This is a genomic window from Acidipropionibacterium jensenii (genome assembly GCF_005890135.1).
Lineage (GTDB): Bacteria > Actinomycetota > Actinomycetes > Propionibacteriales > Propionibacteriaceae > Acidipropionibacterium > Acidipropionibacterium jensenii.
In genome coordinates, this window is record NZ_CP040635.1 from 215,517 (window position 1) to 228,882 (window position 13,366).

Genomic DNA, 13,366 nt, shown 5'->3' on the forward strand with positions numbered 1-13,366 from the left:
GGTGCGACGAGACGGCCGGCTCCGGGATCTCTCCCGGAGCCGGCCGTCTCGTCGTGTCGCACTCAGGACCGGTGGTGCCGGGACCGCGCCCCGGTCAGCCGATCACTTGTCCGCGTCAACCCTGTCCAGCAGGTGCTTCATCAGGTCGACAGCGGCCTCCGGGATGTTGGTGCCCGGAGGGTAGATCGCGGCAGCGCCGTCATCCTTGAGCTCCTGGAAGTCCTGGGTCGGGATGACCCCTCCCACCACGATCATGATGTCGGACCGGCCGAGCTTGGCCAGCTCGTCGCGCAGCGCAGGCACCAGGGTGAGGTGGCCGGCAGCCAGCGAGGAGACGCCCACGACGTGGACATCACCCTCGACAGCCTGACGGGCCGTCTCCTCAGGAGTCTGGAAGAGCGGGCCGACATCGACGTCCATGCCGAGGTCGGCATAGGCCGTCGCAACGACCTTCTGACCGCGGTCGTGGCCGTCCTGGCCCATCTTCGCGATGAGGATACGGGGGCGACGGCCCTCCTTCTCCTCGAACTCCTTGACCATGCTCTGGACCATCTTGGTGGTCTCAGAGGAACCCGATGCCTTGCTGTACACACCGGATATGGTACGGATCTGCGCGGTGTAGCGCCCGAAAACCTTCTCCATCGCGTCGCTCATCTCGCCCAGGGTGGCGTTGGCGCGCCCGGCCTCGATGGACAGCTTGAGCAGGTTGCGGTCGGGATCGGTCGGGTCGGGGTTCGCGGCGGCCCAGGTGAGCTTCTCGAGGGCTGCCTGGGTGGCGGCCTCGTCGCGGTCGGCACGCAGCGACTCCAGCTTGGCCTTCTGCTCGGCCAGCACCTGGGAGTTGTCGACCTTGAGGACCTCGAGGGGCTCCTCCTCGTCGAGCTGGTACTTGTTGACGCCGATCAGGGGCTGACGACCGGAGTCGAGGCGGGCCTGGGTACGAGCCGCAGCCTCCTCGATCCTCATCTTCGGGATGCCCTTCTCGATGGCCTTGGCCATACCGCCGGCGGCCTCGACCTCCTGGATGTGACCCCATGCCTTGCGGGCCAGTTCCAGGGTGAGCTTCTCGACATAGGCCGAACCGCTCCACGGGTCGATCACCCGGCAGGTGCCCGACTCCTGCTGCAGGAACTGCTGGGTGCCTCGGGCGATGCGGGCCGAGAAGTCGGTCGGCAGCGCGATGGCCTCGTCCAGCGAGTTGGTGTGCAGGGACTGGGTGTGACCCTGGGTGGCCGCCATCGCCTCGACACAGGTGCGGACGACGTTGTTGTAGACGTCCTGGGCGGTAAGCGACCAGCCGGAGGTCTGCGAGTGGGTCCGCAGGCTCATCGACTTGGGGTTCTTCGGTCCGAACTGGTGGACCAGCTTGGCCCACAGCATCCGGGCCGCGCGCATCTTGGCGACCTCCATGTAGAAGTTCGTCCCGATGGCCCAGAAGAAGGACAGCCGCGGCGCGAACTGGTCGACCTTGAGGCCGACGTTCTCACCGGCGCGGATGTAGTCGACGCCGTCGGCCAGGGTGTAGGCCATCTCGATGTCGGCGGTCGCGCCGGCCTCCTGCATGTGGTAGCCGGAGATCGAGATGGAGTTCCACTTCGGCATGTTCGCGCTGGTGAAGGCGAAGATGTCGGCGATGATCCGCATCGACGGCTGCGGCGGGTAGATGTAGGTGTTACGAACCATGAACTCCTTGAGGATGTCGTTCTGGATCGTTCCGGCGAGCTGCTCGGGCTTGACGCCCTGCCGCTCGGCGGCCACCACATAGAGGGCGAGGATCGGCAGCACGGCGCCGTTCATCGTCATCGAGACGCTCATCTGGTCCAGCGGGATGCCGGCGAACAGCTCCTCCATGTCCTTGATGGAGTCGACGGCCACACCGGCCATGCCGACGTCACCGGGGACGCGCGGGTTGTCGGAGTCGTAACCACGGTGGGTCGGCAGGTCGAAGGCCACCGACAGGCCCTTCTGGCCGGCCGCCAGGTTGCGGCGGTAGAAGGCGTTGGACTCCTTGGCGGTGGAGAATCCGGCGTACTGACGGATCGTCCAGGGGCGGAAGGCGTACATCGTGGCGTAGGGGCCGTGGACGTAGGGCGGGATCCCGGCGTAGGTGCCGAGCCAGTCCATGTCCTTGTAGACGTCCTCGCTGTACAGGTGACCGACCGGAATCTGCTCCGGGGTCATCCACGGCTCGTGCTCGCCTGCTGCTTCGGCAAGTTCGGCGAACCGCTTCTGCGCATCGGCAGGAACCTTCGCGTCGCCGAGATTGACGGAATCAAAACGGGGCAGGGTGCTCACTTGGCAACTCCCAACGTGTCCAGAGTGTCGGAGAGGACCGAGACGACGTCCATCCCCATGGCGACCCGACCGTCGAAGACCTGCTCGGCCTCCGCGGCGTCATCGCCGAATTCCTTGAAGGCGCCAGACAGGTAGACCTTCTTGGCGCCCGCCTCCTTGAGTGCCTTGACGGCTGCCAGGCCCTGGGCGGCGTACACCTTCTTGTTCGAGCACAGGTCGGCAACGGTGGACCCGGAGGCCTTGAACGCTGCGACGACCTCCTCGAGGGAACCGCCCTCGACCTCGGGGGTCTCGATGCCGGCGATGTGCCACATCGGGGCCGAGAAGCCCTCGCGGGCGCCGAAGTCGCGCCGGGTGCCCAGGCAGGCCAGGAACACCTTCGGGCGCTCGGCGGCCTTGCCGGCCCGGTCGACCAGGGCCTCGAAGACCTCGGAGTCGCGGTGCCAGGCCAGTCCCTTGCGCTCAGGGGCGTCCGGGAAGGGCTTGGCCTCCACCGAACGGGCCCCGATCATCGGGAACTCCGAGACGGCGGTGATGGGCTGCTTGCGGGTGGCCAGGCGCTTGGCCCGCTCGGCGTTCAGGCCGTCGAGCTCCTCGACGACCTTTCCGCTGGCGAGGTAGGCGGCGAAACCACCGGCCGCCTCCACCTCCTGGAACTTGCTCCAGGCCGCCTCGGCGAGGGTCTTGGTGAGCGACTCGACGTAGAAGGAGCCACCTGCCGGGTCGTTGACCCGCCCGATGTTGCACTCCTCGGACAGCACGATGCCGGTGTTGCGGGCGATCCGTCGGGTGAACTGGTTCTTCGGCAGGCCGATGGCTCCGTCGAAGGGGAGCGTGGTGATCGCCTCGGCGCCGCCGACAGCTGCACCGAAGGTGGAGATCGTGCCGCGCAGGATGTTGACGAAGGGATCGTCGCGGGTGAGCTCACGCCAGCTGCTGACGGCCTGCTGACGGGCGCCGCGGTGATCCTCGGGAACCTCGAAGACCTCACCGATCCGGTTCCACAGCACACGCAGGGCACGCAGCCGGGCGATGGTGAGGAACTGGTCGTGGGTGGCGGTGACGCGGAAGTTGATCGCGTCGAAGGCGTCGGTGGCGGAGACTCCCTGCTCGACGAGGGCGCGCACGTACTCGACGGCGGTGGCGATCACCCAGGCGAGCTCGGCGACGTCGCCAGCACCGGCGTTGTGATAGATGGTCCCGTCGGCCACCAGGGCCCGCGAGTTCTTGTAGGGCTTGGTCTTCTCGACCCAGCCGGCGAGCCCCGACAGGTCGGCCTTCCCGCCGTTGAGGGCGGCGAAACCGATCGGGTCGATCCCCAAGTTGAAGGACAGCTCCTCGGGCGCCAGGTCCGAGGAGGCGTAGATATCGAGGAGGGCATTGGCCGCAGCGGCCTGGTCGTCGCGGCTGGAGACCTCGACCTTGGCCAGGTTCAGCAGCACGTCCTTGAGATCTCCGGCGATGTCCTCGGGCTTGATGGCGTCGGCTCCGACGCGCAGCCAGATGGAGGTGACGCCGCGCTCGAGGTCGGCGATGATCGCCTTGCGGGTGAAATCGGTGTCGGGATCCTCGTGGAGGGAGCGAACATCCCACGCGTCGATGTCACCGGTCTTGATGGTGGTGCCGCGCCTGAACGGGGCGACGCCGGGAGCACCGAGACTCTCGGGGGCGTCATCCCTGGTGTACATCGGCTCGAACTGCACACCGTCGACGGTGGTGGGCTCCATGCGCTTCAACGACTGCGCAAAGGTGAGCTGCTTGCCCTCGGGGCGACCACGGTTGAAAACCTTGGCCACCTCTTTCTCCCACTGCTCCTGGGAGGGGGCCGGGAAATCGCCGGCCAGGGTGAGCGCCTCGGGAACGTCGGACACTGCCGACTCGCCGGGGTTGTCGGGATCAGTCATACTCTGCAGACTCCTGCTCCGCTGTGGATGGACATGTGCCGAAGACCTCCCCTCGAGGCCCGCGGTACCGCATCGCACGCGGCGGTGCGAAGACGTGCTGGCAGGTATTCGGACTTGTGGGCACCCCGCCCATCGGCACCAGGCCGACGGCAGGTCCTACGTCACCGCTTCCCGGACCGGAGCCCAGTGCTTGATCACCGTCACGCCCGCGATCTGAACCGCGGACCCGGCGGCGATGGTGATGTCGTTCCCACTCACCGCTGCGGGGCAGCGCCGGAATTCCACCGGCTTCCCTCTTGTGGCCGAAACTGCGTTGACAGCTCCGGCACCAGCAGCTCCATCGTATCCGGAAGGCCTGCGCCGCCACCGCCGGGGTGCCCCTGTGGGGCGGCCCCTCGGGACCCGTGCGCGCGGGCCGGCGGACCGGTCCGCGGCCCGACCGGCGCAGGTGTGAGCGGGCTCACACCGTGACGCCCACCGTCTCGTCGATCCACCGGCAGATCTCATCGTGGACCTGGCCGCGGTTGATGTCGTTGAGGATCTCGTGGCGACCCTGCGGATAGAGCACCACATCGACCCGGCGGACCCCACTGGCGCGCAGTCGGCGGGCCACCTGATGCACCCCGCGACCGGCCGAGCCGACCGGGTCGGCGGCCCCGCTGAACAGGCCGACAGGCAGCTGGGGAGGGGTCGCCCGCAGCACGTCGACGCTGTTGGCCGACCTCATCAGGATGAGCAGCTCGCGGTAGAACCCGGCGCTGCAGATGTAGTTGCACAACGGATCGGCCAGGTACCTGTCGACCATCGCGTGGTCGCGGGAGAGCCAGTCGAATCTCGTCCGGGCGGGCCTGAAGCCGGCATTGAAGGTGCCGAAGGTGAGGCGGTTCATCAGGCGGCTGGGACGGTCCTCCCCGCCCAGGGCGACCTCGACCTCGGCGATCCCGATGCCCACCGACTCGACCGGGCCGAGGGAACCGCCGGTGCCCACCAGCACCAGGGCGGCGATCTCGCGGCCCCGCCGGGCGGCCATCATGCGAGCCAGGAAGGACCCCATCGAGTGGCCGACAAGCACCCAGGGCAGCGGGTGCGGCCCGGTGCGGAAGTGGTCGATGACCGTCGACATGTCGTCGAGGAGCTGGTGGAAGCCACGATCGGGCAGCTGGCCGAGCTCGCCGGCCACCAGGGCTCTGGGGCCCTCGCCGCGGTTCTCGCCGGCCACCACCAGCCAGCCGTCGGCGGCCAGCCGTCGGGCGAACTCGTCGTAACGGGCCGCGTACTCGCACATCCCCACGACGATCTGCACGACCCCTCTGGGTTCGCCCGGCGGTTCCCAGACCAGCACGTCGAGATCGGCACCGTCATCGGCCACCAGTGTGATGCAGTCCATGCCGCCACACTATTCGGAGTCGCACCTTCACCGCCCGGGTCCCCTAGACTTTCGCCCTACATCAACGGGGCGCACAAACCATCCCCAGGGGAGTACATGGTGAAGACGAGAATCGCGGTTGCCGGACTCGGTTACGTCGGGATGGCGATGGCCGTCCTGCTGGCCCAGCACAATGAGGTGGTGGCGGTCGACATCGACGCCGAGCGGGTGGATCTGGTCAATGCCGGCCACACCACCATCGTCGACCCCCAGATCCAGGAGTTCCTGGGCGACCGGGACCTCGACCTGCGCGCCACCGTTGCGGCCGACCAGGCCTATCCCGGCGCCGACTACGTGGTGATCGCCACCCCCACCAACTACGACCCCCAGGCCAACTACTTCGACACCTCCTCGGTCAACGCCGTCATCAAGCAGGTGGAGGAGCTGGCCCCGCAGGCCACCGTCGTCGTCAAGTCGACCGTCCCCGTCGGGTTCACCGAGCAGACCCGTGCCGAGCACCCGGGCCTGCACATCATCTTCTCCCCGGAGTTCCTCCGCGAGGGCAAGGCCCTGGCCGACAATCTGCATCCCTCGCGGATCATCGTCGGCGGCCATGACGAGCGGGCCCGCAAGTTCGCCGACATGCTCCTGGAGGGAGCCGCCGACACCGACGTCCCGGTGCTGCTCACCGGTTCCACCGAGGCCGAGGCCACCAAGCTGTTCGCCAACACCTACCTGGCGATGCGGGTCTCCTTCTTCAACGAACTGGACACCTACTCGGCCAAGCGCGGACTGGACACCCGCCAGATCATCGACGGGGTGTGCCTGGATCCCCGGATCGGCGACCACTACAACAACCCCTCCTTCGGCTACGGCGGCTACTGCCTGCCCAAGGACACCCGCCAGCTGCTGGCCAACTACCAGGACGTCCCGCAGACTCTGATCGGTGCGATCGTGGACTCCAACACGGTCCGCAAGGACTGGGTCGCAGCCGACATCGTCTCCCGGGACCCCAAGCGGGTCGGGATCTACCGACTGGTGATGAAGGCCGGCTCCGACAACTACCGGTCGTCGTCGATCCAGGGAGTCATGAAACGGATCAAGGCCAAGGGGATCGAGGTGGTGGTCTACGAGCCCACCTTCGAGGGCACGGACTTCTACCGGTCGACCGTCACCCACGACCTGGACGCCTTCAAGCGCGACTGCGACCTCATCGTCGCCAACCGGATCACCCCGGAGCTGTCCGACGTCGCCGAGAAGGTCTACACCAGGGACCTCTTCGGCAGCGACTGATCTCTCGGGCCGGGACCGCGGACCGGGTCCCGGCAGACCGACAGCGGGGCGGGGGAGCCAACCTCTGGTTGGCTCCCCCGCCCCGCTGCTGCGTCACCACCCGACCTTCCCCCCGCTGACGGGGGGAAGGTCGGGTCAGCGCCGCGAGGACCCGGTTCAGGCCTTCTTGGCAGCCGCCAGGGCCGCCTCGTAGTCGGGCTCCTTGGCGATCTCGGAGACCAGCTGGGTGTAGAGGACGGTGCCGGAACCGTCGACGACGACCACCGAGCGGGCCAGCAGGCCCCTCAGCGGGCCGTCGGTCATCGTGACCCCGAAGTCATTGCCGAAGGAGGAGCGGAATCCCGATGCGGTGGTGACGTTGTCGATCCCCTCGGCGCCGCAGAACCGCGCCTGGGCGAAGGGCAGGTCGTCGGAGATGCACAGCACGGTGGCGTCGGGAACCTCAGCGGCCTTCTTGTTGAAGACCCGGACGCTGGTGGCGCAGGTGCCGGTGTCCAGGCTCGGGAAGATGTTGAGGATGAGCCTGGTGCCCTTCAGCGAGTCACTGGTGACGTCGCTGAGATCGGATCCGACGAGGGTGAACGCGGGGATCACCGACCCCACTTCGGGCAGCTGTCCGATGGTGTGAATGGGATTTCCCTGGAACTTAGTTTCGGCCATGATCCCCATTCTTGTGACTCCGCTGTCGGGCCGCAACGCCTTGCGCCGCAGACGAACACCCGGCGCCCGGCCCCGACAGTCACCACACCGTCCCGACAGTCACCACACCGTCCCGACAGTCACCGCACAGCCCCGAGCGGGCCGCCGTCGGCGTCAGGGGCGACCCACGAAGGGAGAGGAGGCCCTGTCCAGAGCCGCGGCCTCGTCATCGGCGAGGGTCAGCTCGGTCCCCGCGAACAGGGCGGAGAGCTGACCGGGCACTCGGGCGGAGGCGATCGGGGCGGTGACTCCCTTCGACAGCAGCCAGGCCAGCGAGACGCTGGTCACCTCGGCATGGTGGCCGGCCGCGATCTGCCGCTCCACGTCGATGACCTCGAAGGCGGCCCGGGTGGCGGTCTCGTCGGACAGGTAGTCGGAGATCATCGCGCCGCGCGCGGCACCGCTGAGGTCCTTGACGCTGGTGTACTTGCCGGAGAGGAACCCGGAGGCCAGGGAGAAGTAGGGGAAGAGCGCCAGGTTCTTCTCGGCCGCCAGGGCGCCGTAGCCGTCGCCGCCCTCCACATCCCCGCGGTGGAGCAGGTTGTACTGAGGCTGCAGGGCGACCGGAAGGGCGAGTCCCTCGCGCTCGGCGACCTCGAACCACCCGCGCTCCCGGGCCACCGAGAAGTTCGACAGCCCGATGTGGCCGATCTTGCCCTGCCGCACGAGCTGGTCGAAGGCGGTCGCCATGTCCAGCACGGTCTGGGAGGGGTCGTCGAAGTGGGCGTAGTACAGATCGATGTGGTCGGTGCCCAGTCGTGCCAGCGAGGCGTCGGCAGCGGCGGCGATCGTGCTCGGCGCCAGGCCCTTGAACTGGGGGTGGGTGGCGACCTTGGTGGCGATGATCACCTTGTCGCGACTGCCTCTGGCCCTCAGCCACTGGCCGATGATCGTCTCCGACTCGCCACCCTTGTTGCCCGGCGCCCAGGCCGAGTATCCGTCGGCGGTGTCGATGAGGGCGCCACCGGCGGCGACGAAGGCGTCGAGGACCGCGAACGACTCCTTCTCATCGCTGGTCCAGCCGAAGGTGTTTCCACCCAGGGCCAGGGGGCGGACGTCCAGTGTCTTTCCGGCGAGATGAACCATGTGCACTCCTGAAGTGGTTGACGTGTCGACATCATTGATATGCCTCATTGATATCGCACCGCCCCAGATCAGCTGATCCGCAGCTCCAGCAGACGGTCGTCGCCGGACCGCGGGTCGCCGCGGCCGTCGGTGTTGCTGGTGCCCACCAGCAGGGTCTGGTCGTCCAGGGCCAGGACGCTGCGCAGCCGGCCGTGCGCGCCGTCCAGGAAGCTCTGCGGGGCGGCCACCGGGCGGGTGCCGTCCAGCGGGATGCGCCACAGCCGCTGTCCGCGCAGGGCCGCCATCCACACCGACCCGCCGGCGACGGCGATGCCGCTCGGGGAGTCCACGTCTGTCCCCCACTGGGCGACCGGATCGGTGAAGCGGGCGTCTCCTCCCCGACCCTCGACGACCGGCCAGCCGTAGTTGCGGCCCTTCTGGATGAGGTTGAGCTCATCGGCCTTGTTCTCGCCGAACTCCGAGGCCCACATCCTGCCGGCCCGGTCCCATCCCAGGCCCTGGACGTTGCGGTGACCCATCGTCCACACCGGTGACCCGCCGAACGGGTTGCCGGAGGCGGGGCGGCCCTGCGGGGTGATCCTGAGGATCTTGCCGGCCAGGTTGCCGCGGTCCTGGGAGTGGGCCGGCTGATAGGCGTCGCCGGTGCTGGCGAACAGGGAGCCGTCGAGGCCGAAGGCCAGCCCGCCGCCGTTGTGGTTGCTCGAGTGGGGGATCCCGGTCAGCACGGCGGTGTAGCCGGACAGCTGGCGTCCGGCGGCGGCGGACTCGTCGTAACGCAGCCGGGCGATCCGGTTCTCGGAGTCGGTTGAGTGGTAGATGAAGATCTGCCGGTCGGAGGCGAATCGCGGGGAGACGGCGATCCCGAGCAGTCCGCCCTCTCCGCCGGCGTTCTTGTTGCTCACCGACTCCGAGACGGTGCCCAGGGCCGTTGTCGCACCGTTCCTGACCGCGACGCGGGTGATGGCGGCGGTGTCCCGGGAGGTGACGAGGACATCACCGCCGGGCAGCCGGGCCATTCCCCAGGGCACGTTGAGTCCGGTCGCCAGGGTGCGGACCACCGACGCGGAGCCCTTCGCAGGGGGCGCCGATGCGCTCGAACCACCGGCCGAGGCGGAGGGCGAGCCCGAGGGGCCGGCGGACGATGGCGGGGGCGCCTCGGAGGTGGCGGGGTCCGAGGGTGTCGGCGACACCGTGGAGGTGCTGGTGGAGGGTCTGGTGCAGGCTCCCAGAAGAAGAAGGGGAATCGCTGCGATGACGGTGCGGCGGCCTACCATTCAGGCAGTGTACCGGGCCTCGGCTGTGGATCTGCTGTCCCTCCGGTGTGCCTCTTCGCAGCGATCCCTCCCGGAAGGAGCCACGATGAGCGATCAGGGTGCAGGCGGAGGAGCTGCGGCCAGATCCTTCGCCGCCGACGTCTTCGGGCCGGGGTTCGAACTCGTCGGTCATCGGGGGCCCGGTGACTGGATACCCCTGTCGGCGATGTCCTCGCCGCCGGTGCTGTGGGAGAGGGTAGAGAACACCCGGCTGGCGATCGGCGGGGTGGGTACCTCGCCCCGTCAGATCCGGGCCGTGGCCTCCACGATGGCTCTGGGGTTGTTCTCCCGGTTGATCTCCCCGGTGCTGGGAGCGGCCGTGCTGGACGCGGCGACGCTGGTCCCCGATCCGCAGACCACCTGGCTGCGAAGGGTCGAGCGGGGGCTGATCCCGCTGGCCACCACCCGCGCACCGGTCGACGCCGATCCGGCAGCGGCGCTGGACGGTCTGGTCCTTCCCCTGGTGTCGGTGATCGCACAGGTCTTCGGGCTGTCCCGCAAGGTCCTCATCGGCGACGTCGCCGCCGCGGTGGCCGGTGCCTGCGGGGTGATCGCGGCGGCACGCCCCGACCTGTCCGAGCGCGCCGCACGGCTGCGTGCGGATCTGCTGACCACACCGGACCTGGTGGGTTCGGGGACTCCCCGCGGTCCCTTCGTCCGGTCCTCCTGCTGCCTCATCTGGCAGCTCCCGATGAACTACATCTGCAGCAACTGCGTACTGGTGAACGCCCGCACCCGGATGGTCCGGGAGCGCGACGACGATCGTGCCGGCTCACCCGGCTTCCGTCGTCGCTTCAGGGATCAGCTGGTGGAGGCCGAGAGCACCCACACCTGGCGCGGGTCGAGGCCCTGACGACAGGAGGTCCGGGCCGCCGGTTGGGGTCCGGGCCGCCGGTTGGGGTCCGGGCCGGTTGAGTCCCTGGGATCCGGTCAGTCCGCCTCGACCATGTCGATGTCGACCATCAGCTCCGAGGCGATCGCCTCCAGGGCGGCCCGCAGGTCGTCGACGGTGGTGGCGGTGGTGAGCCTGACCTTCGCCGAGGCCTCGAACAGCACCCCGTCACCCATCGGGGCGTCGCGCACCCCGGTGTCCAGATCGTCGATGGTGGCTCCCAATCCGGCCAGCGCCCCGGTAACCTGGCTGACGATGCCGGGCCGGTCATGGCCGATCAGACGCACCGACAGGATGGTCTGGTCGGGGTGGACGATCGGCCGGGTCGGGGTGACCGTGACATCCAGGCCCTCCCCCGCCAGGCCTGCCAGGCCGGTGCGCAACTCGTCGACCCGGTCATCGGGGATGTCGACGAGCACGATTCCGGCGAATGCCCCGGCCAGTAGAGCCATCCGGCTCTCCAGCCAGTTCCCGCCGTGCTGAGCGACCTCGGCGGCCACCGATGAGACGATTCCTGGACGATCTTCGCCGACTGCAGTGAGGAGAAGCTGTGCCATGCCCAGATGCTACCGGAGGCGCCGTTCTCACCACCGGGCGCGGGTGGTCTCTGTCGGTCCGTCCAACTCGGTGAACCCGGCGTCGACGATCGAGACCGGGCGGCCGGCGTCCCGCCACTGAGGCTCGGTGGCGGTGACCACCCGGACCCTGAACCGGTCCGCGCGCCAGACCTCCCGGACGGCATCAGGCATCGTCTGGAGGGCGATCTGGGCGGCGTGCCCGCACTGGGCGGCGATCTTTCCGGTGGTCATCTCCAGCCCGGGGTTGATCTCGATCGTCACGACGGCGCCGACGGTGGCGCTGGTCCCCTCGTCGGGAAAATGTGTGCCGGAGACCTGCAGCTTGTCCAGCATCTTGGGCAGCGGATGAACCGGGGCGGGTGGGAAGGCGCGCACGGCGGCGGGACCGAACCCCTCGACCCCGGCCTGTTCGACGGTGACCCCGTCGAGTCCCTGGACGTCGGTCCACCGCTTGCCGTCCGCGCGGCGGACGAGTTTGCGGATCCGGTCGTCGTTCCAGTGCCGGACGGCCTGGAACCAGGGTCCGCCCTCGGCCGCGCGGGGGTCGTCCAGCAGGGTGACCACGGCTCTGGCCGCCGCCTCGCAGACGTCGACCTGACGGGCCGGCAGGTGCCGGTCGCGCATCACGACCAGCTGCATCGCCCACGGATCGGGTTCATCCTCGTCCATCACGTCCGCCGAGGCTACCCGTGCCTGGCAGGACGCCACCACCGCCGCTCTGCCACACTGGTCGGTGATGAACACGATCATCTGGGACATGGGTGGAACCCTCATCGACACCTATCCGGAGGTGGACCGCGCCCTGGCGGAGGCCGTCTGGGGGCCGCACCCGGCAGCGGAGCAGATCCACCGGGTGTCCCTGCTCAGAGCGGAGTCGATCGCCCACGCCATTGATGTGCTGGCCACCCGCCACGGCGTCGACCGCTCCCGGCTCGACGAGGCCTACAGCGCGCTCAAGCACCGGTGGGCAATCCATCCCGCTCCCGTGATGGACGGTGCGGTGGAGGTGATGGCCGCGGTCCATGCCGCCGGCGGGCTCAACCTGGTGGCGACCCACCGTGACCGGACGAGCGCCCAGGCGCTGCTCGACGCCCTGGGGCTGCGACCCGACGACATGGTGTGCGCCCCCGACGGCTTTCCGCGCAAGCCCAGTCCGGCGATGAACCTGCTCCTGATGAGACGCCATCATCTGGTTGCGCACCAGGTGCTGTGCGTCGGCGACCGGCCGATCGACGTCGAGGCCGCGGCGGCGGCCGGGTTGGCCGGCGCCCTGCTGGTTCCCGACGGGGAGGAGACGCCGGTCCCGCGACTCCCGGAGGGCAGCGTCGTGATCTCGGCCCTCACCGATCTGCTGGCGATGATCGGCTGAGGGTACGGGATCAGTGAGCGAATGGGGATCGCGTGAGTGAACGGTGGTCGGTGCCTGCGAGCCCGATCGCCCCGTCGAGCTCCTCGACACGAGTCACGGCCGAGATCCTCGACCGGTGTCTCAGACGAGATCCTCGAATGCGTAGTCGCCGGGCCACCAGGCCATCCAGCGCCCGTCCTCGAAGCCGGACAGCAGCGCGATCTCCCGCGAGGGGTCGGCCCGTCTCGGACTGATGATGAGGTGCCCGCGGGTGAGGTCGATGCGCAGGCCTTTGCGACTCTGCTCCCGGGTGCCGGTGACCTCGGCCCCGATGAGCTGGCGCAGCAGATCCGTGTATCCGGTGTCGCCGTCGCGCCAGGTACCGCCGGAGCGCTCGATGCTCGGCCACACGCGACTGCTGAGGACCCGGTCGGTGGACCGTCCGGGCTTGCTGAACACCAGCCGCAGGGGTTCTCCGGCCGCAATCTCGAGGGCCCGCAACCGGTCGCCTACCAGCTGGGAGAGCACATCATTGGGGGCGTACTGGGACACTGCCGATCACTCCGCCGCAGTATCGAGTTCAGTCTGTGTC

General features: G+C 68.8%; 12 protein-coding genes and 1 riboswitch. Of the genes, 3 read left to right on the forward strand and 9 right to left on the reverse strand.

Annotated features, from left to right (window positions below):
• Positions 1-102: 102 nt before the first annotated feature.
• From scpA to FEZ32_RS01010, 3 genes are all read right to left on the reverse strand, one after another.
• Positions 103-2,295, reverse strand: coding sequence for a methylmalonyl-CoA mutase (gene scpA, locus FEZ32_RS01000; protein WP_138679689.1), 2,193 nt, complete (start codon positions 2,293-2,295; stop codon positions 103-105).
• Positions 2,292-4,199: a methylmalonyl-CoA mutase small subunit gene (gene mutA / locus FEZ32_RS01005; protein WP_097799182.1), complete on the reverse strand. Its 1,908-nt coding sequence runs from the start codon at positions 4,197-4,199 to the stop codon at positions 2,292-2,294. The genes scpA and mutA overlap by 4 nt, the downstream gene beginning before the upstream one ends.
• Before the next feature lie 82 nt (positions 4,200-4,281).
• Positions 4,282-4,547: riboswitch (cobalamin riboswitch) on the reverse strand.
• A gap of 112 nt (positions 4,548-4,659) precedes the next feature.
• Entirely contained in the window at positions 4,660-5,586 is a 927-nt protein-coding gene (locus FEZ32_RS01010; protein ID WP_138679690.1) for an alpha/beta fold hydrolase, read from the reverse strand.
• Between the two features lie 141 nt (positions 5,587-5,727).
• Here FEZ32_RS01010 and FEZ32_RS01015 point away from each other — a divergent pair, with 141 nt between their 5' ends.
• On the forward strand, positions 5,728-6,858 hold the full coding sequence (locus FEZ32_RS01015; protein ID WP_236082648.1) for a nucleotide sugar dehydrogenase: 1,131 nt from the start codon (positions 5,728-5,730) through the stop codon (positions 6,856-6,858).
• Between the two features lie 156 nt (positions 6,859-7,014).
• Here the strand turns inward: FEZ32_RS01015 and tpx are convergent, their stop codons facing one another.
• The 3 genes from tpx to FEZ32_RS01030 form a co-directional block, all read right to left on the reverse strand.
• On the reverse strand, positions 7,015-7,518 hold the full coding sequence (gene tpx / locus FEZ32_RS01020) for a thiol peroxidase (RefSeq protein ID WP_028702703.1): 504 nt from the start codon (positions 7,516-7,518) through the stop codon (positions 7,015-7,017).
• Between the two features lie 153 nt (positions 7,519-7,671).
• Complete coding sequence (locus FEZ32_RS01025) at positions 7,672-8,643, reverse strand: aldo/keto reductase (protein WP_138679691.1); 972 nt, start codon at positions 8,641-8,643, stop codon at positions 7,672-7,674.
• Between the two features lie 68 nt (positions 8,644-8,711).
• The gene (locus FEZ32_RS01030; protein WP_244937881.1) at positions 8,712-9,701 is read right to left on the reverse strand and encodes a PQQ-dependent sugar dehydrogenase; all 990 of its coding nucleotides are present in this window, start codon (positions 9,699-9,701) and stop codon (positions 8,712-8,714) included.
• Between the two features lie 301 nt (positions 9,702-10,002).
• Between FEZ32_RS01030 and FEZ32_RS01035 the strand changes: the two genes are divergently transcribed.
• Entirely contained in the window at positions 10,003-10,809 is an 807-nt protein-coding gene (locus tag FEZ32_RS01035; protein ID WP_138679693.1) for a hypothetical protein, read from the forward strand.
• A 77-nt stretch (positions 10,810-10,886) separates the two neighbouring features.
• Here FEZ32_RS01035 and FEZ32_RS01040 read toward each other — a convergent pair whose 3' ends face one another.
• Together FEZ32_RS01040 and FEZ32_RS01045 are read right to left on the reverse strand one after the other, a co-directional pair.
• Positions 10,887-11,405, reverse strand: coding sequence for a glycine cleavage system transcriptional repressor (locus tag FEZ32_RS01040; RefSeq protein WP_138679694.1), 519 nt, complete (start codon positions 11,403-11,405; stop codon positions 10,887-10,889).
• A gap of 27 nt (positions 11,406-11,432) precedes the next feature.
• Positions 11,433-12,065 carry a peptidyl-tRNA hydrolase gene (locus tag FEZ32_RS01045; protein ID WP_138680805.1) on the reverse strand — a complete coding sequence of 211 codons (633 nt, stop codon included), beginning with the start codon at positions 12,063-12,065 and terminating at the stop codon, positions 11,433-11,435.
• A 97-nt stretch (positions 12,066-12,162) separates the two neighbouring features.
• Between FEZ32_RS01045 and FEZ32_RS01050 the strand changes: the two genes are divergently transcribed.
• The gene (locus tag FEZ32_RS01050) at positions 12,163-12,795 is read left to right on the forward strand and encodes an HAD-IA family hydrolase (protein WP_028702698.1); all 633 of its coding nucleotides are present in this window, start codon (positions 12,163-12,165) and stop codon (positions 12,793-12,795) included.
• 120 nt (positions 12,796-12,915) lie between these two features.
• Here FEZ32_RS01050 and FEZ32_RS01055 read toward each other — a convergent pair whose 3' ends face one another.
• Entirely contained in the window at positions 12,916-13,326 is a 411-nt protein-coding gene (locus tag FEZ32_RS01055) for a hypothetical protein (RefSeq protein ID WP_138679695.1), read from the reverse strand.
• Positions 13,327-13,366 lie beyond the last annotated feature (40 nt).

What these genes read in the sequence shown, in the direction of transcription:
- FEZ32_RS01010 (WP_138679690.1), bottom strand. Translation starts at nt 5,586, where the DNA reads ATGGACTGCATCACACTGGTGGCCGATGACGGTGCCGATCTCGACGTG.
- FEZ32_RS01040 (WP_138679694.1), bottom strand. Translation starts at nt 11,405, where the DNA reads ATGGCACAGCTTCTCCTCACTGCAGTCGGCGAAGATCGTCCAGGAATC.
- FEZ32_RS01015 (WP_236082648.1), top strand. Translation starts at nt 5,728, where the DNA reads ATGGCGATGGCCGTCCTGCTGGCCCAGCACAATGAGGTGGTGGCGGTC.
- tpx (WP_028702703.1), bottom strand. Translation starts at nt 7,518, where the DNA reads ATGGCCGAAACTAAGTTCCAGGGAAATCCCATTCACACCATCGGACAG.
- FEZ32_RS01050 (WP_028702698.1), top strand. Translation starts at nt 12,163, where the DNA reads ATGAACACGATCATCTGGGACATGGGTGGAACCCTCATCGACACCTAT.
- FEZ32_RS01045 (WP_138680805.1), bottom strand. Translation starts at nt 12,065, where the DNA reads ATGCAGCTGGTCGTGATGCGCGACCGGCACCTGCCGGCCCGTCAGGTC.
- FEZ32_RS01025 (WP_138679691.1), bottom strand. Translation starts at nt 8,643, where the DNA reads ATGGTTCATCTCGCCGGAAAGACACTGGACGTCCGCCCCCTGGCCCTG.
- FEZ32_RS01035 (WP_138679693.1), top strand. Translation starts at nt 10,003, where the DNA reads ATGAGCGATCAGGGTGCAGGCGGAGGAGCTGCGGCCAGATCCTTCGCC.
- mutA (WP_097799182.1), bottom strand. Translation starts at nt 4,199, where the DNA reads ATGACTGATCCCGACAACCCCGGCGAGTCGGCAGTGTCCGACGTTCCC.